Source organism: Algoriphagus pacificus, from assembly GCF_017254845.1.
Classification (GTDB): Bacteria; Bacteroidota; Bacteroidia; order Cytophagales; family Cyclobacteriaceae; genus Algoriphagus; species Algoriphagus pacificus.
Map to the genome: position 1 here is coordinate 104,309 of NZ_JAFKCU010000004.1, position 25,051 is coordinate 129,359.

Here is a 25,051-nt window from a genome sequence, read left to right on the forward strand (position 1 = left end):
TTTTAAAAATATGGCAACTGCAAGTGAATTAGCTCCTGGAAGTAAACTCAATCATCCAAAATTCGGAACAGGGATGATTTTATCAGTAGATGAGACTTATTACAAAATCTATTTTTACAATACAGAAGAAGTCAAAACTCTGGCTAGAGATTATGAAGGTTTTACCATAGAGGAAGCCAAAGTTCCGGATTTCCCTATGCTAACCATGAAGGATGTAGAAAGGGCCATTCGAGAGGCTTTGATCCAAACTTCAGAGCGAGCTCCAATCGTTCCTTTGGGAGGAAAGTGGATGGGAGGTAATGTTGTTTTCGAACCGAATGACGAAAACCTTCAAACCAAAGAAATTCCAATGGAGACTTTCTTTCATAAAATCGTGATGGTAAGAGAGAAGCTTCGGGTTTTGGAACAAAACATCAATAATCATCCTAAATTGGACGATGAAGACCGAGTTCACCTCCAGCAATACATCACGCGATGCTACGGTTCCTTGACTACTTTCAATGTCCTCTTTGCATACAAAGAAGATCAGTTCAAAGGCAGCGGATCTTAAGGATATGATCTGTGAGATTAGACTTTAGAAGACTTTAAACCTATAAAACCATGATAAAAAACACTTTTCTATTTGTAGCAATGGCTATGCTTCTGACTTCCCAAAAACCCAAAGATCAGGGTTTGAAGGATGTTTTTGAAGATAGCTTTTACATAGGCGTAGCATTGAACTCAAGACAGGTAGCTCCCGAAGCAACACAGGAGTTTGAATTGATTAGTACCCATTTTAATAGCCTAAGCCCTGAAAATGGATTGAAATGGGCTTTGGTTCATCCACAACCTGAGACTTATAATTTTGAGTTTGGAGATGAATATGTGGCCATGGGAGAAAAACTTGGAGCATTTACCATTGGACATTGCTTGATTTGGCATCAACAGGTTCCTAACTGGGTTTTTGAAAATGAGTCTGGTGAAATGTTGGACAAAGATGCCTTGATTAGCCGGATGGAAGCGCATATCGAAACCGTGATGGGTCGATATAAGGGAAAGATTAAAGGTTGGGATGTGGTCAATGAGGCTTTCAATGAAGATGGTTCATTCAGAGAATCAAAATGGTATAAAATTGCGGGAAAGGATTTTATCAAAGCGGCTTTTAGGAAGGCAAATGAAGTAGATCCTGAAGCTGAATTATATTATAATGATTACAATGTCTGGAGAGCTTCGAAGCGGAAAGGAATTCTGGATTTTGTGAAGGAAATGAAAGCTGAGGGGATTCGGATTACTGCAATCGGGATGCAAGGTCATTACACAGTCAATGGCCCATCTATCGAAGAAATTGAACAAGGGATTTTGGATATTTATGAAGCCGGATTCAAAGTGGCTATCACCGAATTAGATGTAGATGTTTTGCCAAGACCGAGAAATTCTGAAGGAGCCGATTTAAATATTAATTATGCCAATTCACCGGAGTTTAACCCTTACAAAGATGGAATTACCCCAGAGGGAAAAGCGCAGTTAGCGAATAGATATGGTGAAATTTTCAAGTTGTTTGAAAAGCACAAGGATAAAATCAACCGCGTCACTTTTTGGGGATTGTATGATGGAAGATCTTGGTTGAATAATTTCCCGGTGCGTGGCAGAACGAATTATCCTCTACCCATCGATAGAGATATGAAATTGAAAGAGGATGTTTTCAATAGTATTAAAATGGCTGTAGAAAAATAAACCAAAAAGCGGAGGGTATAGTCCTTCCGCTTTTTCAGTTTTGCACTTTTTCTGATTTAAGAATTAGCCACAATTTTTATGGATTTGTAGACCAGAACTCTACATTTTTCACCAAAGCTCTTTTTGGTAGTTTTAAATGAGATACAAGCAGTTCGGCAAAATCCTCCGGTTGTAAAACTTTGTCTGGATTACCATCTGTCAGATTATTTCCAATGGCCAGATCAGTTGCAATAGTGCTTGGTGTCATATTGAAAACACGTATATCGGATTTTCGAACTTCCATCATCAGAGATTCAGTCAGGCCATTAAGCCCAAATTTCGAAGCACTGTAAGCACTTGTCATTGCATTTCCTTTTTGACCAGCTGTGGAGGAAACATTGACGATATCGCCGGATTTTCTTTCCAACATGCCTGGAAGGACTTCATGAATCACATAGTAAACTCCGAATAAGTTAACCTTTACGATATGCTCCCATTCACTTACCTCCAGATCCAGGAATTTCCCAAACTTGCCAGTTCCGGCATTATTCACCAATATATCAGGAACTCCGACTTCAGAAATCAGGGATGCGATTGCAGTTTTGATACTGGTGTAATCTGACTGGTCTGCCACCGCTATGGCAACTTTCAGCGAAGGGTCAATTCCAGCGACTTCTTCTTTAACTTTCAATAAATCTGACTCTGTTCTGGATAAAATGGCAAGGTGAACTCCTTCTTTTGCGAGAGCTGTAGCGATTGCTTTACCTAATCCTTTTCCTGCGCCAGTAATCAAGGCGACTTTATCTTTTAGTGATTGCATAGTTTGTGTTTTCAAATACTAATTCACTAATCAAAAACCAAGGGCAAGAGTTCAGTGAATTGGAGATTTTACTTTGAAAACAACTCTATTGTATAATCCAGTAATTCCGTTCCACCAATTTTCCCATGTCCAGGAATTACAATCTTTGTTTCTGGGAATGTTGATTTTACCTTTCTTACTGTGGATGGCCAAGCGGCGACATTTGCATCTTCTAGATTACCATTCCCAGCTCCCAAAGCTTTGATCATACATCCTCCAAAAATCACTTTGTCTGAAGGAACATAGGATACAAAATTGTCTTTGGTATGTCCCTCTCCTAAAAATTGATTGACAACTTTTACACCTCCAGCTTCAAGTTTGAGTTTATTTTTAAAACCATTTTCAGGAAGGGGATATCCAGCCGTTTTAGCCAAGTCTATTGTCTTTTCAGAAGCATAAGAAGGAATCCCCTTTGCATGAAATTCATTCAATCCACCCAAGCAATCCCAGTGAAAATGCGTGGCAACAACTCCTATGACTTTTGCTTTTTTATCTCTCTCTAACCAATTAATCAATACTAAACTGGCTTCCTCATTTGCCGGAGTATCGAAAACCAAAGCTTCTCCTTCATTCATCACGATCATTCCGTTGCATGCGACTTTTCCAAAATCCTCTGTATTGAGATAACTTACATGGACAAAGGTATTTGCACTGATTTGCTCTATTTGAAGTGTTTCAGACTTGTAAACAAAAAGAGTTTCTTGAGCTAAAAGAAAAGTGACCGGGAAAAATAAAAGTAAGAAAAGCAATGTGTTTTTCATTGTCGAAAAGGTTTTAGAAGGAGAAATAATTGGATCTTTTTCCAAACAAAATCCCAGCCTATTTTCATAAGCTGGGATCATTAATCGACTATTTTTGAATTTTATTTTCGTAGTGTTTCCAAGTAGCTTACAAGGTCAACAATTTCTGTTTGCGAAAGTGGAAACTTCGGCATCAGGGATTCATCTTGTTGCGTGACACTTTCCACATCCACCAACTTATAGACTTTCTGTTCGCCGCTTCCTACCAATTTCACCACCAAATCATTTTCGGTTTTGGAATTGACGATGCAGGTGAATTCTGTTCCATCCTTCATTTTCACCAACTGGGTTTCATAGCCAAATCCCATTCCTTCAGAAGGGTTGATGATGGCATTGATCATAGCTTCCTTGGATAATTTATCACCTATTTCAGTCAAGCCTGGTCCAAAATCAATTCCCTCATTTCCGATTTTATGACAAGCCAGACAATAAGTTGAAGCAATGGTTTTTCCTTTTTCAACCGAACCTGAAGCCGCAACCATTTTGGCCACATCGTATTCATTTTTGGTGGCATCGCCGAAGAACTCGTTAGCCTCTTTTCGGATATTTCCATTCCAGGAGGAAAGCAGGATTTTCTGGGCGATAGGAAGTACATCCGCTGGAATTTCATTGGATTTTGCAAGCTGCCAGAGGTAAGGTTCTGAGTTATATCCCTTCGCAGCTTCGGCAGCTGCAGTTCTTATTTCAAGTGACTTAGACTCATCAGTATAAATATCCGCAAGCAATTTTGCCATGCTTTCATTATCGATCGTTCCGAATTTCGTAATAGACTGGATTGCTTTTTCCTGATCTGGATTTTCAAAGGATTTCTCAATGTCATTCATGCCATAAAGCGAAGCATAGATGTTTGCTGCCATCTGAGAATGCTGATTGTTTTCACTTTGGTAAACCAAAGCTTCCAATCGATCCTTATCCTCCTTCAATTGATACTTGCTGACGATATCCAGGAAATCCCTGTCATCAGTTATTTCATTAGCTGTCTTTTTGGCAAGTGACAAAACTTGAGTGTCAGGATTGTTTCTATCAAAGTTGATTTGACGAAGAATGATTATCTGATCTTCTTCTGGAGCATTTGCCAGAAGTGCTTTCAAGGTTCCATTCTTCTCAGCTGGATTTTGGAAATCCAAGGCTCGATAAAAAGCTTGATTGTTTCGGCCAGGCTGGGTAAGAATGATTTTTCCTAATAGATCGGATGTGTTCTTTGCCCTAGATCTCCAAACAATGTCTTTTGCAGCCTGACTTTCCATCCAACCAGAACCCGCATTTTCCAGGTAAACTGGTAAATATTCATCCCAAAAACCTTCAGCAGCAATGCCTAAAGCTTCCAAATACCATCTGTCTCCCGGTTCATAATTAGCAGCCAGTTTTTGCCAAACTTCAGAATTGTCTTTATATCGAATAGCCAAGGCAACTTCTCTTCTGACAGCTGAGGATTCATCGCCAGCCATTTTCAGTAAAAAGTCTGTTTCATCCATTTTATTATTTCGATAAGCCCGAACAGCAGCTACACGGATATTTTCATCTGCATCAGTGGAGGCAGTTTTGATATAATCGTTGCCGTTTGGCAACTTGGTCAGAACCCAAAAAGCTCTTGCACGCATTCTGCTTTCGCCTTCTGTAAACAGTTTTTCCAGCGCATCTTTTGCTTCAGCTCCTTTTTCCTGCAAAGCCATAAATGCCTTAAAATGCGTGGCACGATTCGGATTTTGTAATAGCTTGATCAAAGAAGGGATAGAGGAATAATCAGGCTTTTCAACTTTGTAATCCACTCCCTTAGGCGCCACGCGATAAATTCTTCCTTTGTCCAAGTCACCCATGGCATGTCCACCCACGCCTGGATCGTACCAATCGGAAACAAACAAAGATCCATCTGGAGCAACCGTCACATCTGAAGGTCTGAACCAATTGTCGCGGGGATTTCCATCCAGAATATTAATGATTTTGGCATCGAAGCCTGCTCCATTTGGGGAAATGGGATAGGACCTTACTATGTTAGGACCTGCATCCGAATGGATCATCTGATTCTGATATTCTTCAGGCAATAATTTCCCTTCGTAAATCAGGATACCAGTCGGAGAACCGGCATATGTTTGCAATAAATTTGGAACTACGCCAGGATCGTTCAAATGCCAATGCTGCTTGAAAACTGAATCCTCCATATTGATTCTTCTAGCTCTCCAATCCTGGCCAGTCATTTCATCTTTGAAACCATAGTTTCCGTAATCCATCACATAATTGATTCGGGTACTTCGGTTTCCATCGTCATCATTATCGGATTGCCACATTCTGCCATAGCTGTCAGTTGCGACCTCGAAGTTGTTTCTGAAGTTCCATGCCAAGACTTCCACATCAGATCCATCTGGATCCATTCTGAAAACCATTCCTTCTCGGTAAGGTTGAGTTTGGCTATTGACAGGTCTGCCTAAAGGATCGAGGATAGGGGAGCCATCTGCATAGTGAATGCCTTTTCCTTCATTGCCATAATTGAAATATAATTTTCCATCAGGACCGAATGTGAAGGAATGCATACCGTGATCGTGTTGCACACCACCCACACCTTCGAAAAGGATTTCCTTTTTCTCAGGTACATCATCTCCATCAGCATCTGTGAAAACATACACATAGGGGCTGACCGAAACATATACCTTATCACCAAAAACAGCGATTCCCAAAGCAGCATTTATGTCATTTCCTTGATAAAAAACCTTAGACTCGTCTGCCACACCATCTCCATCTGTATCTTCCATGATCAAAATCCGATCTCCCTCTCCTCTGGTTGGATTTCGGGGGTTTAGAGCCGTTCTGTAATTATATGCTTCCGCAATCCATACTCTCCCTCGATCATCAATGTCCATATTGGTTGGATTGGACATCATAGGCTCGGATGCAAAAAGAGTTAGCTCTAGCCGATCATCCGCTACCACTATTCCGTCAACTGCATGTTCAGCAGAGCGCTTTTGCTCATCAGTGAGTTGTTGATATTCCTCATCTGTCATTTTTGGTTTTGCATCCTCACAGGAAAAAAATAAGCAGATCAAGGGCGTTAAATGCCAGCTTCGAAGTTTCATAGGTTATGGGTTTTTGAGATTTTTAGAAAAAAACCAATTCTAATGTAAAGCTTTGAAGCAAGCGAACCAACCCATCCTCAGAGTTTTATAGGATGTTAGAGTCAAACGGTGAATTTTGACTATAAATAAAAAAATCCATCTCACGAGAAATGGATTTTATTGGTTAATAAATAGATAGGATTAGGTAATAGCAAGCTTGAATGACTCAAGCTCAGATTGTATAGCTATTAGTTGGTTTTTCATTTTCTCCAAAATCTCCTCCGAATCGATCTGTGCAGATTTGATCAACTCTTGGTAATACAAAACTCCTTGCTCCAGGTTTGATCGGAATTTCTCCAAGTAGCTTTCCTGCTTTGGAGTTGGGTTGGAAAGCATTTTTTGAAATTCGGTTTTCAAATGGTTGACATAGAGTTGAGCCTCTTTCACAAACACATGAGGACGCTCGAGATCCAGATTTAAATTTAGCTTTCCATAAATATGGGCAACCATTTCCTTCAGACTGAAAACCCCTTTGAAATAAGCCAAATTTGGCCCTGGACAAATAGTCACTGCATTCAGATTTCTTCTTGGATTTGCTCCATTTGCCAAGATAGCTGGGGCGCTTAATCCTTCACAAAGGCAATCTTTTTCTGCGATTTCCTGATATTCCTCAGCGCTGATTTCTCCTTGTTGAAATTGTTTGCTTTTTAGGTTTTGGTATTGTCTAGAAGCGGTGCAAATAGGTTTCTCGGTAAACTCAGTGCTGAAAGAAAGGAATTTTTTATAGCAGGGACTTCCGGGACGGTTGTTTTCCAATCTTCGAATTCTTTGTTCCTCACCGCTGCTGTTTCTCAGGTTATTAAAAGGGACACCCAAGGGAGAGGCATGGCTGAGATAATAATCGGACTTTTTGGATTTCAGGATTCTCTGCAAGGTGTCTTCATCTACAGATGTAGCTTCTGGAACGAGTAGAAAAGGGCTGCCCCAACCTGTACCGTCCAACTCGTAATAATTTCTAAGGAAACTGTCTTCCTTCGAATTCCCGATACCTCCTTGGTAAGTGATTTTGAGCGATGAGTGTTCGGAATTTACTGAAGTGCCTTTTTCTGAAAGAGCTTTTTGGTAAACTTCAAAAAGAGATTCCTTCAGGCTATTTCGGTTGTTTTTGAAATCCTCCAAGATGGGTCCAATCAAAAAACCATCCGTGGCAAAAGCATGACCTCCGCAATTGAGACCTGATTCTATTCGAAACTCTGAAACCCAAAGTCCTTTCTTGGCAAGGAATTTCCCTTGAATCAATGCTGATCTATAGTCAGATACTTTTAGGATTATCTTCTTTTCGGAAATACCATTAGCATCAGGCAAGAAGCAATCAAAATTCTCTGCATAGCTGTACAAGGCAGGATTTAATCCCGCGGAAAATATAACAGACCCTTTGATTTTACTATTGGCAAATCCTCTCAAAGAAGCCAAAGCATCTGAATATTCCCTTCCCAAGGCATTTCCGCTTTTATCATAATTCAGCTTGTCCACCTTAGTCATGATATTGACATCGATGGAGCCTGGTTGGATTAGGGATTGGATGTGTGGGAATAGATTGATTTTCTCTTCTGGTGAAGCTTCTAGGAAACGATCAAAACTTGCTTTAAATGGATGATTATTTGGAAGTAAATCCGCATAGGCTCTGATCAAATCAGGGTTTTTCAAGCCATTTTCTTGATAGTTTTTTAGCTGCAGATCTACCACATCCTGTGTCAAATTCAAAAAAGCTGTGATGCGTTTTGCTCTGAAATCCTCTTCTTTTTCGCTGATTTCTTCAAAGGGTAGATTGTATTTCGAAGCATAAATTTTCCTCATGTCTTCCAAGAGATGATCATCCATGATCGAGATGACGCTGGAAATACCAAATTGGGCAACTTTCATCGGGCTGTCGACTGTATAGCCCAATCCCATGACAGGAATATGAAAAGAATGCGGCGATGTAGTTTGAATCATTATTTCTTGACGAATTGGAAGATTCAAAAGTAAGTCCGCGTTTTGGAGAATACGACTGTTTTGAACTGGCTTTACTCAGGCTTAAAAATGATTAAAATCAGCTTTTTTGATTGTTTAGCATTCTTTGATCGTCTAAAAATAAAACTGCCAAGTCCGATTGTGTCAGACTTGGCAGTTCAAATGCAATTATAAGATTTCTTACTTCTGCTGCTCCAAGAAGGTTACCAAAGAAGACAGTTCCTCATAAGAAAGTGAGTTTGCCAACCCTGCTGGCATGATGGAGTTTTCCATCTCTTTTCTGCTTCTGATGTTATTCTTCTTGACAGTAGTGGCATTTCCAGTGATATCCCTGAGAGTTAATTCATCAGCAGATTCAGCTGTGATAAAGCCCATATAAGTTTCTCCATCTTTGGTGTCTATCATAAACGAAGCAAAACCTTGGGAAATAGAAGCATTTGGTTTCAGGATAGATTCAGTAATCTGGTCGCGATTCATGATAGAACCGATTTGTCCCATGAATGGACCTTTCATTACTTGACCTTTCTCAATGCTGTGACAGGCGATACAACCCTGACTAGTGAATAAAGCTTTTCCTTTTACCGGATCTCCTTTCACTTCACTCATAGCCAAAATCACGTCTTCAATGGAAGATTCGCCTACCTGACCTTTTTTATTCTTGATAGCTTCCAAGTCCACTTTTGTTTCTTCCACTATCAATTCTTCAGTGACAGTTCCAAGCTCGGAGATTTCCATACGATGACGGTCGTTTAAACCCGCAAAGAAATTCTTTTTGGAAGGATTGGCATTGCTGTATTCTTGAACCAAGAAGTCCTTGATTTTATCAGAAGACTCCCAAGTGATTCCTTTGTAATAAGGACCATGTGTATCTGGTCTGGTACTCCACCACCAGCTGCCATCATAAGGAGCTTCCTCTTGATACAATCTGGATATAGTGGTCAAAATCTCATTCTTTAATTCTTCATCTTCTGAGTTTTCGTAAGCTTTCATCAAGCCTTCCACAGCTTTTGGATCATGCATGTATCTCAAAGCCCAAAGTGCAAGTTTGGGATTGGAGTCTATTGCTTCCACTGTAGCATCTACTGCCTCTAATTCAACCAAAGATTTTACTGCCAAGTGAGGCAAAATTATTGCAGAATTTGGAGTGGCATGAGGACCTTCAGTTCCCGGTTCAGGGATTTTTGCAGTAGCTGGAGCTTGGATTTCCAACAAAGTTTCCGCTGCATCTTTTTTACCCAATCTTCCTAAACCAACAATCGCAGCTGCCTGCACTCTTGGATTTGCATCATGAACTGCAGCAATAAATGCCTCTTCTGGTACATTTGACAAACAGCTTTTTCTATCTGCCAAAGCTCTCAAAGCGAACTCGCGAATTTTGTCTTCTTCGCTTAGCTTAAGTAATTCCTCAACACCGCTGGCACAAGCTGCTTGTGCATAGGTATAGATTCCAGCTACTCGATTTTGAAGAGGAAGCGATTTATCTTGGGCAATTTTCAAAGCGGCCATAGCTGCCTGATCTGCCTCTCTTTTCAATAACTCTTGTTGGGCATGGAATCTAGTCACAGAATTATTAGCTTTTAATATTTCAGCCAATTCTTCAACTGATGCGGCTTTTAAATCTGGGAAAGCTTCGTAAGTCCAATCTTTAGGAACTACTTTCACCACATAGCCTTTTTCAGGGCTACCTTTATATCCAGCACCATCCCAAGCCGCCAAGAACATTCTACCCGATCCATCCACATCTACATCTGTGATCTGGGAAAGCTTTATAAATCTTTCATCTTTTTGGGTAAAGCCAGGTCCATCCATCGTAACTCTATGGATAAAGAGTTGGCTTCTGCCCCAATCAGCCATCATAGGCACATGGTTGTATTCAACAGGCCATCTGTCATCGTCCATGAAATAGGAGCCAGTACCAGATCCACCACCAAGATCTGCCAAAGCAGGGATGATTTCATCTGTAAAATTTTTGAAAAGGCTTGGATATCCGTACTCACCACTTTGTACATAATGTATAAATCGGATGTTCCATCCACCGCCATCGTTGGTATTTCCTCTTGTGTAAACATTCATGAATGGATCGATTGCCACATCATAAATATTTCTTGTTCCATGAGCGTAAACTTCCATTTCGGTACCATCAGGTCTTACTCTGACAATTCCTCCGCCAAGCATGGTCATTTTCTTTCCGCTTCTATCTTCTGCTTCATGGAATCCAAAATCCCCAACAGCGATATAAATCCAACCGTCAATTCCCATTCGGATACCATTCGTCGCATGGTCAGTTCCTCGGCTTCTTAGTGATTCTGGGGAACAGATGTTTTTGATCAAGGGATTAGCTGGTCCATCAGCAACTCCATCCCCATCTTTGTCGACAAATTCGACCAAATCCATTCTTTCAGCTTCGCCTGTCGACTCATTGAAAACTGTATGCAAAACAAAAACCTGATCTCCTACAGCCATGATTCCTCGTGGATTGTCCACTTTGACGAACTCAGAATGAGTTTCGTAAGTCCCATCATTGTCACTGTCGATCAATTTAATGATGCTTCCTTTTCCAGGTTCTTTTCCCAAGGAGCCCATCATATCTACACCGACGAAAACTTCACCCGTTGGAAGTACAGCAAGACATGCAGGACTAGGCACCAAGTCCGGTCCGGCAATATTTTCCATGACCAAAGCAGTGGTATCTGGGGTGAAAGAAGCGGGATCGAATCCGGTAGGAGAGTAATACTCCTTTAATTCCTGAAGATCAGAAGTTGTAGAAGTTTCGTACTTAGAACATCCAAACAGGGTTGTAAGAGCAAATACTCCGAGCAGAGAGATTTTTGATTTAGTCATACTAAAAAAGCGAATAGGTTACTGTTGTTAATCTTTTACAGATTTTAAGGCCTCCAAATATAAGGGATTCATATCCTTTAAGCCTTAAGATGCCTTGATTCCTTGTTGAACCTACCGCTTCGATGGATGAGTGGTTGTATTTTTCTGGGGTTTCGGAGAATGAATTTCAAGTAAAAAGTCTAAACTCTTCGTTCAAATTCACTTACTTTTCTTTCTCTACTCTCTCGTCAATTGCCTTTGCTCTTAACTCAATAAATTTATTGGGACCGTTTTCAGTTTTGATCAACTCAAAAGAATCATAAAGTTCACCGATAGCAGTATAGCTTTCAAATAATAAATGATCTCCTTTGACAGTGATAACTTGAAAAAGCTGGGTGTTTTCTCCACTTCTATCTTTTGTAGCTCCCAGTTCCGTCCAATCACCTCCCACCTCATACATTTTTCCACCGCTTACTGAAACCACATAGACGGTTCCTGTTTGATCTCTCAAATTGACTCCCTCCAGAATATTTTCTCCGGGAGAAACTCTTCCGCGAGCGTAGCTATGATCATGTCCTTGAAGAGCCAGATCCACATGGTATTTATCAAAAATCGGTTTCCAGATTTCTCTTAAAGTGGGATTATCTCTGCCGGATGAAGCAGAATAAATTGGATGATGATAGGTGACAATGATCCATTTTTGTTTGGTGTTCTTCAATAAATTTTCCAGCCATTCTGCCTGAATGTCCAAATCTCGATTACTGTTCAAAGCAATGATTCTAGCATCTTGATAATCCATGTAATAGACTGTCTCCTCTAGACCTTTGGGTCCATTTTGGGGGAGTGTGAATTGAGGGTTCCACTGGATAGAAAGGCTTCTTTCCTTGGCAGCAGCTTCCAAAGAATCCTTGGCTCTGTATTCATGGTTGCCGGGAGTCGGGACAGATGGGATCATACTATGGATAAAGCCACCTGCGGTAAACCACTCATGCCATTCCTGTTCACGATGAGCAGAGTTGATCAAATCTCCTGCATGGATAAAAAATTTAGCATCCGGAGCTGTTTTGAACCCTTCGCGGATCAGTCTAGACCAAAGCTCTAAAATGTAGTTTTGAGCATCGCCAACATATAAAAAGGAGAATTCTTCATTTAAGTCCTCTGAGGCAGTTTCAAACTGAAACCATTCACTCCATCGCTCTCCATCACCAACCCTGTAGCCGTAAATAGTAGCGGGGCTTAGGTCCTTTATTTCGAGAGAATGGTAATTAGCTTTAACTTCTGCAGTTTGGATGTTTTCCGCGTCAAGAAGTTCGGTTTTAGCCTTAATGGTTTTCCCATTTTGCCAAAATTTTGGATCTCCAGTGGCTTTTGCTATCTCCACAAATCCTTCAGTAACTTCCGTGGAGGTTCTCCAAGTAATATTGATTTCATGCGAGGGCTTCTGTCCAAAATTTAGGATAATCCGATCAGGGTGTAAGTTGGGTTTGCTCCAATCAAACTCAAATTTGGGTTCCTGGTATTGTTTGATTTCCTGCGAAAAGGATTGAAAGACAAGGGCTAAAAAAAGAAGGGTACTTAAGCTTATTTTTCCTAGAGTATGAAGCATGATGATCTTGGGTTTGAAAAATGATGTTCCCTAAGATATGCTTAAAAATAAATTTGTACCACCGAAGCCTGACTAGATCGCCAATAATCACATTAAAATAATTCAGACGTTATTGTTTGGAAACAATAGCCAAATACAATTCAGACTTAGGTTTCTACCTGAGGAAAGGCCAGGCATCACACATGTTCGATGACTAAAAATGAAAAAACCCAAGCAATTTGCTTGGGTTTTAAGTGCAGAGGAAGAGGGATTCGAACCCCCGGTACCTCACGGTACAACGGTTTTCAAGACCGCCGCATTCGACCACTCTGCCATTCCTCTAGGTCGTTTTCAAGATTTCTCCTGATTCGGTTCGCAAAGGTAGGATAATTAGAAACTTTTGCAAAGCTGATCAGGTGTTTTTCTGCTAAGTGACTGATTTTTTGGAGGAAAAATTTATGATGTTCTTTTGTAAATCAATTTGGCTTGTCTGATTGAGAATATTCAATCATTATTTTTCTGTGAAATGGATTCGTATGCTTCTCCTTTCTCTGGGTTTAAAAGTTTTTTCTCCTCTTCAATCAGATCCAAACTGACATTCACCTCAAAACACACCAAAACAATCAGAGAGGTAATCAAAAGCCAAAGCATCAGCGCGATAAGCGTTCCGATGGACCCATAAAGCTTGTTGTAACTTGCAAAATTATTCAAGTAAAAGCTGAATCCATAAAATCCCAAAGTAATCAAAAGTCCCCCTAGTCTTGCTCCGATGGAGAAAAAGCGCCATTTGTCATGCACAGCTGGGGCAAAGCGAAAAATAAATGCGGTAGTGATGTAAAACATAAAAAGCAAAACCAAAAATTTCAAGGTAGAGAATAGAAAAATCATAAATCCAGAATTGAACACCTGGAGTTCGTCGAGCCTTCGGATAATTACGCTTCCCACGATCATGACTGTACTTGCCGCAAAAATGGTCAAGACAAGAATGAAAACGATGCTGGCTGCAATTGCTCTGGATTGGAAGAAACCTCGATTTTCTTTTGTTTGATAAACCGAATTGAAAGAGTTCATCATAGACATCACTCCTTGAGTGGAGGAGAATAATGCGAAAAAGAAACCTAAAGAAATTAAACTCTGGCGTGGTCTTGACACAATGTCCATGATGGTGGTCTCCGCTTGGGAATAAAGCTCTCCAGGTAATATTTCCTGTACGAATGTCAGAATGTTTTGGGTGGTGACTATTGGGAAAACATCCTGTAAATAAGGAATGATGTTTAAGAGAAAAAGTATCAGAGGGAAAAGTGCTAAAGTAAAACTGAAGGCCACAGAACCGGCACGTTCTACAATATCATCTTTTTGGAGTTGCTGGATAAAGATTCTCCCTACATCATATAGGTTTTTATCAGGATCACCGAAATGAACCTTCTGAAAATACTTGGCCTTTTCTTCCAGACGGTTCCGGTACAACTGAATCTTTTCTCTAATCACTAGCTAATAATTCTAAAAATACGGTTTCAATAAAGCTAATAAATTCTGAGGAGGTCTTGTTGGCTGATGACTGTCTTTTTTTAGAAAGGCTAAAGTTGTCCAACCTTTAGTAATCAGTTCATTTTCTTGATTGTACACTTCGTATTCGAATTTGATCCGTACACCCGGAATTTCAGGAATTGTTGTTTTTATGGTCAAAAGCTCATCGTATTTGCCGGGTTTAAGGTAAGTATAATGACTTTCTAGCACGGGCATCATGATTCCATCTTCCTCCATTCCTTTGTAGCTAAAGCCTATATTCCTCATGGCTTCTACTCGACCAACTTCAAAATACATCGCATAATTGCCATAATAGACATAACTCATCTGGTCTGTTTCAGCATAGCGAACCCGTACTTGAGTTTCAGATTGGTACATGATCAATAAATTTTAGCAGCATTCAGCGCTGCTTGATAGCGTCTTGCATTTACATTATGCTGCGCCAAAGTTGATGCAAATGAATGATAGCCTGAAAAATCTTCTTTAGCACAGAAATACAAGTAATTATGATCCTCAGGATTCAAAACTGCCTCCAGCGAATTGATGTCTGGAAGGTTAATAGGGCCTGGAGGTAAGCCAGCATATTTGTAGGTGTTGTAAGGGCTTTCTATCTCTTTATGCACATTTAGGACTCTTTTCAAAGAAAAATCACCCACTGCAAAAACCAAGGTGGGATCTGCCTGCAACGGCATTCCGAGGTTTAATCGATTTAGATAAACACCTGCGATTTTTGGTCTTTCATCAGATTTTTGGCTTTCTGACTGGACAATGGAAGCCAAAGTGCTCACCTCTTTTGGAGTCATTCCCAATGTTGCAGCCTTTTCTTTTCTTTCAGGAGTCCAAAAAGCCTGGTATTCCTTATACATTCTGTCAAAAAGAGCTTCCGGGCTGGTATTCCACCAAACTTCATAGGTGTTTGGAATAAACATGCTCATGATAGTCTCCTCCTCAAAGTCAAATTTTCTGATGAAAACAGAATCCTGAATGAGGTCTAAAAACTGCTCTTCGTTAATCTCAAGATTTTTAGTAATCCGCTCTGCCAAGTCTTCCTTTGTGCGGATGTTATTGAAAGTAATTCGAACCGGAGCTTGATTTCCTGATCTAAGATGCCGAACCAATTCTGTATTGGTCATTTTTGGGCTGATGATATAAAGCCCAGGTTTTACAGCATCTTGATACCCCAACACTTTTGAAACAAAGGAGAAACTGACCATATCATTGACCACCCTGTCCTCATATAGTTGGTTACTCACTTGCTTGAAAGTGGCGTTACTTGGAATTTTTAAGGTATAACTCTGCTCTGTTTCTAATAAACTATTGGGGCTGAAAAACACCTGATAGAAATAGAAGGACATGGAAATTGCCAAAACCGAAAAGGAGATGATCAATACCAGGAATATTTTGTTCTTTTTATCGCTTCGCATAGGGCTTCAAAAATAAGAAAAAATACTTTTACAGGGATTACTCTAATTCCCACTAAAAAGTTTCTCATCCCTTAGACTATATTTATTTGATGAAAATCATTCCAGTAACCTGTGCAATACTAATTCACCAAAATAAATTTTTGGCTGCAAAGCGATCCAGCAACATGAGTTTAGCGGGTTTTTGGGAGTTTCCAGGCGGAAAAGTGGAGGAAGGGGAAAGTCCTGAAACTTGCCTGATCAGGGAAATCAAAGAAGAGCTCGGAATTGTAATCAGGATAATTGAGCCCATGACTCCTTCAGTATATAGCTATTCTGAAGATAAAAATATTCAGTTATTCCCTTTTCTATGTTCTTGGGAATCAGGTGAAATCAACTTGGCTGAACATGAAAAAATTGTTTGGATCACTACAAATGAAATCAATGACTTAACTTGGGCACCTGCTGATATTCCCATTGCAAAGGAACTTTCAGAAAACTGGCAGGTTTTTCGAAGTAAGGCTTAGCGAAAGGCATAACATAAAATCATGGCTGCTGAATTTATTCGATTGTATGAAGAGAATCCTGATCCCAAAAAAATCAGGGAGATTGCAGATGTCCTAAGAAATGGGGGAGTAGTGATTTATCCAACCGATACCGTTTATGGACTGGGTTGTGATATTACCAATCTCAGAGCTGTGGAGAGAATCTGCAGGATCAAGGGAATCAATCCAAAGAAGCATAACTTTTCTTTCATCTGTGCCGATTTGAGTAATATTTCGCAGTATACAAGAGTGATTACAAAGCCTGTTTTCAAGATGATGAAAAAGGCATTTCCTGGACCATTTACATTTATTTTGGAAGCCAATACACAGGTTCCCAAAATTCTACATAGCAATAAAAAAACTGTTGGGATTCGTGTTCCAAATCATGCTGTTCCAAGGATGTTGGTTGAGGAATTGGGTCAACCCTTGCTTTCTACTTCCATCCACGATGAAGATGAAGTAATTGAATACAGCACAGATCCAGAATTGATCTTTGAAAAATACGAGCATCTGGTGGATGTCGTGATCAATGGTGGCTACGGTCAAAATGTGGGATCTACTATTTTGGATTGCATAGGAGACGAGGTGGAAGTTCTCAGAGAAGGGTTAGGAAAGCTAGAAGATATTATCTAGATCAAATTAAAGGCTTTTCAATAAGCCAAATCAAAGCGTTTATTTATGAAAAGAGTCGCTGTAGACTTGCATTTTCTTCCCTGTTTAGAGTTTTTTTCTTGTATCGCTGATGCGGATGAAATAGTTGTTTCGCCTCTTGAAATGTATCAGAGACAGTCTTACCTAAACCGCTGTAGGATAAGGTTGGCGAATAAAGTTGAGACGCTGAGTGTTCCTATCCAAGGAAGGAGGCCAAGGTTGCCCCTTTCGAAAGTTAGGGTGGATTATACCCAAAACTGGCAGAAAATTCATTTGCGTGGAATTCAGTCAGCTTATGGTAAAGCCCCTTTTTTCGAATTTTATTTCCCCTATTTATCTCCGGTCTATGAACAAAAACATGCCTGTTTGTGGGATCTCAATTTCGAAATGCTGACAATATGTCTCAAGCTTTTAAGGTATACTGGCAAGCTGACTGTAGTTGATGCGATAGAAAATGAAGAGGTGGATTTGGATATAAGAGGTCAAATTGGGCCCTCAGTGCATTTTTCAGAAAGAAATTACTATCAGGAAGTACCCTATACTCAACTTTTTGGCTTAGACTTTGAGCCCAATCTTAGTGTTCTCGATATTTTGTTTTGTACAGGGCCCGAAGCGAAAAAGCTTTTGTTAAGTTCTGTAAAAAATTAATGAACAATCCTCAAAAGGATTGTGTTTTTAAAACAAATTCGGTAACATACGTACAGGAATATTAAACAATCAGAAAGGAATTAAATGGAAGCTAAATTTTCAAACAGAGTCAAAGAGGTGATCTCTCTCAGCCGTGAAGAAGCGCTTCGCCTGGGACACGATTATATTGGCACAGAGCACCTCTTGCTGGGGATGATACGTGAGGGTGAAGGTGTAGCTGTTTCCATTCTTAAAAAACTTGGAGTTCCCTTAGACGAATTAAGAGGAGCGATCGAAAGAGCTGTGAAAGGTACAGCCAATCACAACGTGAAAAACATGGCCAACATACCGCTGACTCGACAGTCAGAAAAGGTGTTGAAAATAACGTATCTGGAAGCAAAAATATTTAAAAGTCAATTGATCGGAACAGAGCATTTATTGCTTTCTATTTTGAGAGATGAGGATAATATTGCCACTCAGATATTAAATAAATTCGACGTCAACTACGATTCTGTAAAAGAAATGCTAGAAATGCAATCTGATGGAGGAGCTTCTCCAAGAGCAAGAGCAGAAGCCGAGGATGGCGATGATGATGGTTCTAAATTATTTGGATCTACTGGAAGTGGTTCGGGAAGTTCCAAACCTGGAGCTGAAAAATCCAGAACTCCAGTCTTGGATAATTTTGGTCGTGATCTGACCAAAATGGCTGAGGATGATAAGTTGGACCCGATCATCGGTAGAGAAAAAGAAATTGAGCGTGTAGCTCAGATACTTTCCAGAAGAAAGAAAAACAATCCGATTCTTATTGGTGAGCCAGGTGTGGGTAAAACTGCAATTGCAGAAGGACTAGCATTGAGAATTGTGCAGAAAAAAGTTTCCCGCGTGCTATTCAACAAGCGTGTGGTGACTTTGGACTTGGCATCATTGGTTGCTGGTACAAAATACCGAGGTCAATTTGAAGAGCGAATGAAAGCCGTGATGAACGAGCTTGAAAAATCTCCAAATGTGATCCTTTTCATCGATGAGCTTCATACGATTGTAGGTGCAGGTGGAGCATCAGGTTCTTTGGATGCTTCCAACATGTTCAAACCAGCTTTGGCACGTGGAGAAATCCAATGTATCGGTGCCACTACGCTGGATGAATACAGACAATACATCGAAAAAGACGGCGCTTTGGCTCGTCGATTCCAGATGGTCATGGTAGATGCTACTTCTCCAGAAGAGACAGTTCAGATTCTAAACAATATCAAGGATAAGTACGAGGATCACCACAATGTAAACTACACTGATGCAGCAATTGAAGCATGTGTGAAATTATCAGATCGATATATTTCCGATAGATTCTTGCCAGATAAGGCCATTGATATTTTAGATGAGGCAGGAGCTAGAGTTCACATCAACAACATCCATGTTCCGGAAGAGATTCTGAAGCTGGAAGCTGAAGTTGAGGATATTAAGAATGAAAAGAACCGAGTGGTAAAATCTCAGAAATATGAGGAAGCTGCTCAGCTGAGAGATAAAGAGAAAAAACTTCTAGAACAGCTGGAAGCCGCAAAATTGAAGTGGGAGGAAGAAAGTAAGTCCAAGCGCTATGTGGTGGATGAGGAGCATGTGGCTGAAGTAATTGCAATGATGACTGGAATTCCTGCCAAACGAATCGCTCAGAATGAAGGCGCTAAGCTTCTTAATATGAACGAAGAGCTTGCAGGAAAAGTAATCGGTCAGGATGAGGCAATTAAGAAATTGACCAAAGCAATTCAGAGAACCCGAGTGGGATTGAAAGATCCGAAAAAACCAATCGGTTCATTCATCTTCCTAGGCCCTACAGGTGTCGGTAAAACAGAACTTGCCAAAATGTTGGCAACCTATTTATTCGATAAGGAAGATTCTTTGATCAGAATTGATATGTCTGAGTATATGGAGAAATTCTCCGTTTCCAGATTGGTAGGAGCGCCTCCAGGCTACGTAGGATATGAAGAAGGTGGTCAGCTTACTGAAAAAGTTAGAAGAAAGCCGTATTCAGTGGTTCTTTTGGATGAGATTGAAAAAGCTCACCCTGATGTCTTTAATATCCTCTTGCAAGTGTTGGATGATGGTATTTTGACAGATGGACTTGGACGAAGAGTCGATTTCAGAAATACGATTATCATCATGACTTCCAATATTGGAGTTAGAGATTTGAAAGACTTCGGAGCAGGAATCGGTTTTGCAAACAAAGCCAAGAATGACAATATGGATGATGTAGTAAAGTCAACCATTCAGTCTGCCTTGAAAAAAGCTTTCAGTCCTGAATTCTTAAATAGATTGGATGATGTAGTGGTGTTCAATTCTTTGACCAAAGAGCATCTCTTCAAAATCATCGATATCAGTCTAAATAAACTATTCTCAAGAATCACAGATTTGGGTTACCATATTGAGTTGACTGAAAAGGCAAAGGAATTCTTAGCTGAAAAAGGATATGACCAACAGTATGGAGCAAGACCATTGAATAGAGCAATTCAGAAATATCTGGAAGACGCGATTGCAGAAGAAATTTTGAAAGGGGACCTTTCAGAAGGCGATGTTATTACAGCGGATTATCCAGGTGAAGGATCGGAATTGACTATCACTGTAAAGAAGAAAGAAAAAGCAGATTAAGCTTTCTCATTATAAAAAAGAAACCCCGGATATTGATATTCGGGGTTTTTCTATTTTATGTGAATCTGAAAATCTAAATCGAAAGAATAAAGAATAGGAGTGATGCTCCTAAAACAACTACCATTTTTTGAGCCTTTTCTTTGTCTGGTTGAGGGATTTTCTTTTTTCTTAACACCAATACAGCCAAACTCAGAGCAACGAGTTGAAGAGCTAAACTCACACCGTTCAATGGACCCATCGGAGCTTGAACTATCAGAAATTTGGAATTGAATATCGAAAGTGTTCCCAGAATTATTCCTGTGATTCCAAACAAGAAGGATCTTTGCAATAAAATGCCATTAGGCTGGTCAGTCCATTTCATAGAAGGTCATTAATTCAAGCCCGAAGATAGGGAAAGAATAGATAGGAGAGTTGGTTACATCAATAACTTAAAATCAGACTAATTGAATTTGACTTTTTCGAGCTTTGAAATATTCCTCTATTTCATCCTTACTCAAGGCATTTAAAGTCATGTCTTTGGTCAATCCTCCCTTTCGCCCAACAAGTACTCCATATTTCATATCTGCATATCCGTCGATTTCATGCGCATCAGGATTGATAGAAAGCTTCACTCCTTGGTCCATTGCATACCGAACCCATCTCCAATCTAAGTCCAATCTCCAAGGGTTTGCATTGATTTCTATGACAACATTGTTTTTTGCGCAAGCATCTATGATTGTTTTATAGTCGATTGGATAACCAGCTCTTCTCAAAAGTAGTCTACCAGTTGGGTGTCCTAAAATAGTGGTGTATGGATTTTCGATAGCAGTCAAAAGTCGGGTCGTGGCTTTTTTGATATCCATATTCAAAATAGAGTGCACAGAGGAAACGATAAAATCAAAACTTGCCAAGACTTCATCAGGATAGTCGAGACTTCCATCGGGCAGGATATCACTTTCTATTCCTTTGAAAATTTTGAAAGGCGCCATTTCTTGGTTCAATTGATTAATCTCCTCATGTTGTTTGATGATCCTTTCCACTTCCAGTCCACCTGCATAAAAGGCAGTTCTGCTATGATCGGAAATGCCGAGGTACTGATATCCAGCATCTCTGCAAAACTCAGCCATTTGTCTGAGGCTATGCTTTCCATCGCTATAAGTTGAGTGATTATGCAGAATTCCTTTTAAGTCCTGATCCTGAAGTAGCTGAGGGATTTTATTTTCTTTTGCTAAAGCAACTTCTCCAAAGCCTTCTCTCATTTCTGAAGGAATAAACTGAAGGTTATTTAAACTGAAGAACTCCTCTTCTGAAGCATAATTTTTTTGGTTGAGCTTATCTCCAATTGTCTCTTTCTCATCCACCATTTCTGCCAAGTGTGAAGGAGCGGCAACTAGCATGAGTTTTTTCCAGATGAACTCTTTCTTTGTGCAAAAGTGAATGGTTATCTGAAGTTCAATTTCTTTGACTTTACCTCTCCAAGCAAAGGGGCCTGAAGCGCTCATATCCCATTCAATCTCTTTCCATTGTTTCAGTTTTTCTTTCCCTCCAAAAAGTGATTCTAAACCAATCAGCCATTCTGCCTCTGAGATGATTTCCATTTTTCTGGCATAGTCTCCGACCAAAGCAATTTCTGCTGTTGGGTAAATTTGTTTCAAGGTTTGATCAAAAGTCTCGATCTGTTCTTCGATGTCTGCATAAAGCCATTTTCCGGCATTTGAAGCCGTAAATTCCAGGTTTTGGATGATCGTTTCTTGGGTTTTTTCTCCAAATCCTTTTGTCTTGGCAACTTTCCCGGATTGGCAGGCTTCCATCAATTCATGAGTACTTGTGATTCCCAGTTCCTCCCAGAGCACTTTCACTTTTTTAGGACCGAGACCCTTTATCTGAAGGATTTCCAAGACGCCAGTGGGAGTTTTTTCTAAAAGTTCATCCAACACGGGAAAGCTTTCGGTTTTTTTGATTTCCAGGATAGCCTCGAAAATACTTTTTCCAACTCCAGGGATTTTTTGGAGTTCAGCGTCCCCAACTTCCATTAAATCCTGATCTCCTCTTTCCAAAGAATTTAAAGCACTTTGATAGCTTCTGATTTTAAATGGATTCTCCTCATGCAATTCCATGAGCTGAATTGTCAATTTTAATTTCTTCAGGATAGTCTTGTGGTCCAAAATGTTTTCTTTGAGTTGTGAATAGAGATAATTGTCTTGAAATATAGTTTCAATTTAAAACTTGAAACCTTAACTTAAAATTGAAATTTAATTCTGAAGAAATGAATTATTGGATGGTTAAATCTGAGCCCAGTTCTTATTCCTGGGAGGATTTTGTAGCTAAAAAAGAAGATGTCTGGGATGGGGTGAGAAATTATCAGGCACGTAATTTTCTGAGAGCGATGCAATTAGGGGATTTGGTACTTTTTTATCACAGCGGAAAGGACAAAGCCGTAGTAGGAATAGCTGAAGTTTCTGAAGAAAATTTCCCCGATCCAAAAGACAAGGATTGGTTGGCAGTTAAATTAAAAGTAAACAGCACATTGAAAAATCCCGTTTCCTTACAAGCAATCAAATCAGAAGATGCCTTATCTGACATGTTGATGTTGAGACAATCCAGACTTTCTGTGATGTCTTTGGAAAAAGCTGAATTTGAGCTGATTTTAAAAATGGGATCATGAAAATCATACTCACTAGTTTCTTTTTATTCTTTCTTCACATCACTCTTTTTGCTCAGGTGAAATTCATTGAGCGATTTGAGGTGCCTTCAAACATGTATGATCCTAATTTTGAGATCGCTCGTACCGATGATGGCATTGTCTCATTCCGAACAGTTCCGGAAAAAGGCTTGAATTTCAGAAGGAAGCTTCAGTTTTTTTTAAATAATACAGATTTAGATTCTACCACTTTAATAGAATTCCCCGTCAAAGAGGGTTTTGATATTTTAGGCTATGATGTGGATAAGAATTTTCTCTATCTGCTTTTTCAAAAAGGCTCTTCATTTAACTCCGAAAAGTATATTTTCAGAATAGATCTGGAGGATAACCTAGGGATTGAATTCGATGCCAGTAATTTATTGGATATGGAGCTAATTGAATATCTGGTATTGGAAGAAAAGGCAATTTTTTTAGGTAGTTCAGATGGCAACCCAGTTTTGCAGATTTTGAATCTGAAAGACAAATCCGTTCAAACCGTACAGGGAATTTATAACCCGGATACCCAAGTACTTCAACTGCGAAAAGTACCTGATCTCAAAGAAGTAGAGATGGTAATTAGTAGGAAGATTCAGAACAGAAGGAGAGAGATCTTGATAAACACCTATGACCTGGAAGGCAACTTGATGCGGGAGGTGAAAGTAGATCAGTTTGGTGACCAAGGTCAGGAGATATTGGATGGTTTGCTTTTGCCTATGAATAATTATCAGCAGGCCATGATAGGTTCATTTGGAATTGATCGAAGAGATGAGTACCAAGGTATGTACATCATGGATATCAATGAGTTTGGCGAATACGATTTCAAGATGTATACACTTGAGGACTTCCCTAACTTCTATAATTATCTGGAAGAAAAAGCAAAGGGTAAAAAAGATGCTGAAATACAGAAAGCAATAGAAAAAGACCGTGATCTGACCATTAATAACATCTATGCAATTAGAAATGTGGTCACCACGGAGGATTCATATTATGTTTATTTTGATCACTTCAATATTGTCAATTCCCGAGGCAGTACCAGACCTGGGTTGTATTCCCCTTCCAGTGCCTATCGATACGATAGACTGACCAGAATGGGCTATACGCCTTATTTTGCAGATCCTTTTTACCAGAGTACCCTTCCAAATGGAAGTACATTTCAGATCACTACCGAATTCCGATACATTTCAGCACATTTTGCCAAAGTTGCCAAAGCTGGCAATGTGATCTGGGATAATGCCAGCACTTACGATAACATGTCAACAGAGTATCCTGAGCCATTTGGAGAAGTGGCAGTTGTTGGGGATGATTTATATCATTTGTTCGTGGAGGATCTGGATATCGTAGCAAGTTTTTTCAGAAACGGAGAAAAAGTCTTTGAAAATCAGCATTTTGAATTGGAATTGACTGAGGAAAATGAGCGAATAAGAGATACAGACATGGAAAGTCTACGACTGGTTCATTGGTATGATCGTTATTTTTTACTCAGTGGAAATCAGAGTGTTCGCTATCAAGATGCCAGTGGAAAGGAGCAAACCAGGGAAGTCTTTTTTATCAGTAAAATTCTTGTGGATGGAGATTTGTACCAGCCTGAAGAGACTCTAGACTAGAAATTCTTTCTATATTTACCTCCAAATCCAACCCATGCAAAAAAGGCTAGTCTTAGACGAAGAACAGATTGCAATCACCCTCAGGAGATTCTGTCACCAACTCATCGAAAATCACGATGATTTCGAGAATACAGTCCTTTTAGGATTGCAACCTAGAGGTACCTTGTTGGTTGATAAAATTGTTGCCCTTCTTAAAGAAATCTCAGGTGTGACAGTACCTTCCGGGTATTTAGACGCCACTTTTCACAGAGATGATTTCAGAAGAAGAGATCTCCCTTTAAAGGCTAATGAAACCAAAATCAATTTCCTTGTAGAAGGAAAGAAGGTGATTCTAATTGACGATGTGCTTTATAAAGGAAGGTCAGTAAGAGCAGCAATGGATGCGATGATCGCATTTGGCAGACCTCAAAAAGTAGAATTGATGGTGCTCGTGGATAGAAAACTTACCAGAGATTACCCAATCATGCCTGACTATTTTGGAGTTCGGATCAATACCTTGGAAAGCCAGTATGTGATCGTAGAATGGAAGGAACAAGGGCATGAAAAAGATTCAATTTGGATCACAGAGAAAGATAAAAGTTAATC

The 25,051-nt window shown here is 39.8% G+C and carries 20 protein-coding genes and 1 tRNA gene; 9 read left to right on the top strand and 12 right to left on the bottom strand.

The features are described 5' to 3' along the window. Positions 1 to 10: 10 nt before the first annotated feature. On the top strand, positions 11 to 550 hold the full coding sequence (locus tag J0A69_RS16805) for a hypothetical protein (RefSeq protein ID WP_206587779.1): 540 nt from the start codon (positions 11 to 13) through the stop codon (positions 548 to 550). 50 nt (positions 551 to 600) lie between these two features. Continuing rightward, positions 601 to 1,713 carry an endo-1,4-beta-xylanase gene (locus tag J0A69_RS16810; RefSeq protein WP_206587780.1) on the top strand — a complete coding sequence of 371 codons (1,113 nt, stop codon included), beginning with the start codon at positions 601 to 603 and terminating at the stop codon, positions 1,711 to 1,713. Positions 1,714 to 1,789: 76 nt separating this feature from the next. On the opposite strand, the gene J0A69_RS16815 is transcribed toward J0A69_RS16810, so the two are convergent. From J0A69_RS16815 to mltG, 10 genes are all read right to left on the bottom strand, one after another. Continuing rightward, positions 1,790 to 2,512 carry a 3-ketoacyl-ACP reductase gene (locus tag J0A69_RS16815; protein WP_206587781.1) on the bottom strand — a complete coding sequence of 241 codons (723 nt, stop codon included), beginning with the start codon at positions 2,510 to 2,512 and terminating at the stop codon, positions 1,790 to 1,792. 68 nt (positions 2,513 to 2,580) lie between these two features. Then, the gene (gene bla, locus J0A69_RS16820; protein WP_206587782.1) at positions 2,581 to 3,312 is read right to left on the bottom strand and encodes a subclass B1 metallo-beta-lactamase; all 732 of its coding nucleotides are present in this window, start codon (positions 3,310 to 3,312) and stop codon (positions 2,581 to 2,583) included. A gap of 101 nt (positions 3,313 to 3,413) precedes the next feature. Then, the gene (locus J0A69_RS16825; RefSeq protein WP_206587783.1) at positions 3,414 to 6,419 is read right to left on the bottom strand and encodes a PVC-type heme-binding CxxCH protein; all 3,006 of its coding nucleotides are present in this window, start codon (positions 6,417 to 6,419) and stop codon (positions 3,414 to 3,416) included. 180 nt (positions 6,420 to 6,599) lie between these two features. Continuing rightward, the gene (locus J0A69_RS16830; protein ID WP_206587784.1) at positions 6,600 to 8,393 is read right to left on the bottom strand and encodes a hypothetical protein; all 1,794 of its coding nucleotides are present in this window, start codon (positions 8,391 to 8,393) and stop codon (positions 6,600 to 6,602) included. A gap of 198 nt (positions 8,394 to 8,591) precedes the next feature. Continuing rightward, positions 8,592 to 11,252 carry a DUF7133 domain-containing protein gene (locus tag J0A69_RS16835; protein WP_206587785.1) on the bottom strand — a complete coding sequence of 887 codons (2,661 nt, stop codon included), beginning with the start codon at positions 11,250 to 11,252 and terminating at the stop codon, positions 8,592 to 8,594. Between the two features lie 202 nt (positions 11,253 to 11,454). After that, positions 11,455 to 12,837, bottom strand: coding sequence for a purple acid phosphatase family protein (locus J0A69_RS16840; protein ID WP_206587786.1), 1,383 nt, complete (start codon positions 12,835 to 12,837; stop codon positions 11,455 to 11,457). Positions 12,838 to 13,073: 236 nt separating this feature from the next. Next, positions 13,074 to 13,158 (bottom strand) — tRNA-Ser (locus J0A69_RS16845). Positions 13,159 to 13,320: 162 nt separating this feature from the next. After that, complete coding sequence (locus J0A69_RS16850) at positions 13,321 to 14,304, bottom strand: YihY/virulence factor BrkB family protein (protein ID WP_206587787.1); 984 nt, start codon at positions 14,302 to 14,304, stop codon at positions 13,321 to 13,323. 12 nt (positions 14,305 to 14,316) lie between these two features. Then, positions 14,317 to 14,721, bottom strand: a complete 405-nt coding sequence (locus J0A69_RS16855; protein ID WP_206587788.1) for an acyl-CoA thioesterase — start codon at positions 14,719 to 14,721, stop codon at positions 14,317 to 14,319. 2 nt (positions 14,722 to 14,723) lie between these two features. Beyond that, positions 14,724 to 15,767 carry an endolytic transglycosylase MltG gene (gene mltG, locus J0A69_RS16860; RefSeq protein ID WP_206587789.1) on the bottom strand — a complete coding sequence of 348 codons (1,044 nt, stop codon included), beginning with the start codon at positions 15,765 to 15,767 and terminating at the stop codon, positions 14,724 to 14,726. Positions 15,768 to 15,856: 89 nt separating this feature from the next. Here mltG and J0A69_RS16865 point away from each other — a divergent pair, with 89 nt between their 5' ends. From J0A69_RS16865 to J0A69_RS16880, 4 genes are all read left to right on the top strand, one after another. Beyond that, positions 15,857 to 16,270 (top strand): (deoxy)nucleoside triphosphate pyrophosphohydrolase, encoded by a 414-nt coding sequence (locus J0A69_RS16865; protein WP_206587790.1) that lies wholly within the window; start codon positions 15,857 to 15,859, stop codon positions 16,268 to 16,270. A gap of 21 nt (positions 16,271 to 16,291) precedes the next feature. Further along, entirely contained in the window at positions 16,292 to 16,921 is a 630-nt protein-coding gene (locus tag J0A69_RS16870) for an L-threonylcarbamoyladenylate synthase (protein WP_206587791.1), read from the top strand. 45 nt (positions 16,922 to 16,966) lie between these two features. Then, positions 16,967 to 17,587, top strand: coding sequence for a WbqC family protein (locus J0A69_RS16875; protein ID WP_206587792.1), 621 nt, complete (start codon positions 16,967 to 16,969; stop codon positions 17,585 to 17,587). A gap of 84 nt (positions 17,588 to 17,671) precedes the next feature. Beyond that, positions 17,672 to 20,203, top strand: a complete 2,532-nt coding sequence (locus J0A69_RS16880) for an ATP-dependent Clp protease ATP-binding subunit (RefSeq protein ID WP_206587793.1) — start codon at positions 17,672 to 17,674, stop codon at positions 20,201 to 20,203. A gap of 73 nt (positions 20,204 to 20,276) precedes the next feature. Here the strand turns inward: J0A69_RS16880 and J0A69_RS16885 are convergent, their stop codons facing one another. Then, the gene (locus tag J0A69_RS16885) at positions 20,277 to 20,564 is read right to left on the bottom strand and encodes a hypothetical protein (protein WP_206587794.1); all 288 of its coding nucleotides are present in this window, start codon (positions 20,562 to 20,564) and stop codon (positions 20,277 to 20,279) included. 73 nt (positions 20,565 to 20,637) lie between these two features. After that, positions 20,638 to 22,347, bottom strand: a complete 1,710-nt coding sequence (gene polX / locus J0A69_RS16890) for a DNA polymerase/3'-5' exonuclease PolX (RefSeq protein ID WP_206587795.1) — start codon at positions 22,345 to 22,347, stop codon at positions 20,638 to 20,640. A 101-nt stretch (positions 22,348 to 22,448) separates the two neighbouring features. On the opposite strand from polX, the gene J0A69_RS16895 reads away from it, so the two are divergent. The 3 genes from J0A69_RS16895 to pyrR are packed head-to-tail and all read left to right on the top strand — an operon-like array spanning position 22,449 to position 25,049. Next, the gene (locus tag J0A69_RS16895; RefSeq protein ID WP_206587796.1) at positions 22,449 to 22,847 is read left to right on the top strand and encodes an EVE domain-containing protein; all 399 of its coding nucleotides are present in this window, start codon (positions 22,449 to 22,451) and stop codon (positions 22,845 to 22,847) included. Next, complete coding sequence (locus J0A69_RS16900; protein WP_206587797.1) at positions 22,844 to 24,466, top strand: transcriptional regulator; 1,623 nt, start codon at positions 22,844 to 22,846, stop codon at positions 24,464 to 24,466. Before J0A69_RS16895 ends, J0A69_RS16900 begins: the two co-directional genes overlap by 4 nt. Positions 24,467 to 24,500: 34 nt before the next feature. Beyond that, positions 24,501 to 25,049: a bifunctional pyr operon transcriptional regulator/uracil phosphoribosyltransferase PyrR gene (pyrR, locus tag J0A69_RS16905; RefSeq protein ID WP_206587798.1), complete on the top strand. Its 549-nt coding sequence runs from the start codon at positions 24,501 to 24,503 to the stop codon at positions 25,047 to 25,049. Positions 25,050 to 25,051: the final 2 nt, after the last annotated feature.

Excerpts from the sequence above, each read along its gene's own strand:
- J0A69_RS16900 (WP_206587797.1), top strand. The coding sequence starts at position 22,844 with ATGAAAATCATACTCACTAGTTTCTTTTTATTCTTTCTTCACATCACT.
- pyrR (WP_206587798.1), top strand. The coding sequence starts at position 24,501 with ATGCAAAAAAGGCTAGTCTTAGACGAAGAACAGATTGCAATCACCCTC.
- mltG (WP_206587789.1), bottom strand. The coding sequence starts at position 15,767 with ATGCGAAGCGATAAAAAGAACAAAATATTCCTGGTATTGATCATCTCC.
- J0A69_RS16875 (WP_206587792.1), top strand. The coding sequence starts at position 16,967 with ATGAAAAGAGTCGCTGTAGACTTGCATTTTCTTCCCTGTTTAGAGTTT.
- J0A69_RS16895 (WP_206587796.1), top strand. The coding sequence starts at position 22,449 with ATGAATTATTGGATGGTTAAATCTGAGCCCAGTTCTTATTCCTGGGAG.
- J0A69_RS16880 (WP_206587793.1), top strand. The coding sequence starts at position 17,672 with ATGGAAGCTAAATTTTCAAACAGAGTCAAAGAGGTGATCTCTCTCAGC.
- J0A69_RS16840 (WP_206587786.1), bottom strand. The coding sequence starts at position 12,837 with ATGCTTCATACTCTAGGAAAAATAAGCTTAAGTACCCTTCTTTTTTTA.
- J0A69_RS16885 (WP_206587794.1), bottom strand. The coding sequence starts at position 20,564 with ATGAAATGGACTGACCAGCCTAATGGCATTTTATTGCAAAGATCCTTC.
- J0A69_RS16830 (WP_206587784.1), bottom strand. The coding sequence starts at position 8,393 with ATGATTCAAACTACATCGCCGCATTCTTTTCATATTCCTGTCATGGGA.
- J0A69_RS16835 (WP_206587785.1), bottom strand. The coding sequence starts at position 11,252 with ATGACTAAATCAAAAATCTCTCTGCTCGGAGTATTTGCTCTTACAACC.
- J0A69_RS16855 (WP_206587788.1), bottom strand. The coding sequence starts at position 14,721 with ATGTACCAATCTGAAACTCAAGTACGGGTTCGCTATGCTGAAACAGAC.
- J0A69_RS16865 (WP_206587790.1), top strand. The coding sequence starts at position 15,857 with ATGAAAATCATTCCAGTAACCTGTGCAATACTAATTCACCAAAATAAA.
- J0A69_RS16810 (WP_206587780.1), top strand. The coding sequence starts at position 601 with ATGATAAAAAACACTTTTCTATTTGTAGCAATGGCTATGCTTCTGACT.
- J0A69_RS16870 (WP_206587791.1), top strand. The coding sequence starts at position 16,292 with ATGGCTGCTGAATTTATTCGATTGTATGAAGAGAATCCTGATCCCAAA.
- J0A69_RS16825 (WP_206587783.1), bottom strand. The coding sequence starts at position 6,419 with ATGAAACTTCGAAGCTGGCATTTAACGCCCTTGATCTGCTTATTTTTT.
- J0A69_RS16815 (WP_206587781.1), bottom strand. The coding sequence starts at position 2,512 with ATGCAATCACTAAAAGATAAAGTCGCCTTGATTACTGGCGCAGGAAAA.
- bla (WP_206587782.1), bottom strand. The coding sequence starts at position 3,312 with ATGAAAAACACATTGCTTTTCTTACTTTTATTTTTCCCGGTCACTTTT.
- J0A69_RS16805 (WP_206587779.1), top strand. The coding sequence starts at position 11 with ATGGCAACTGCAAGTGAATTAGCTCCTGGAAGTAAACTCAATCATCCA.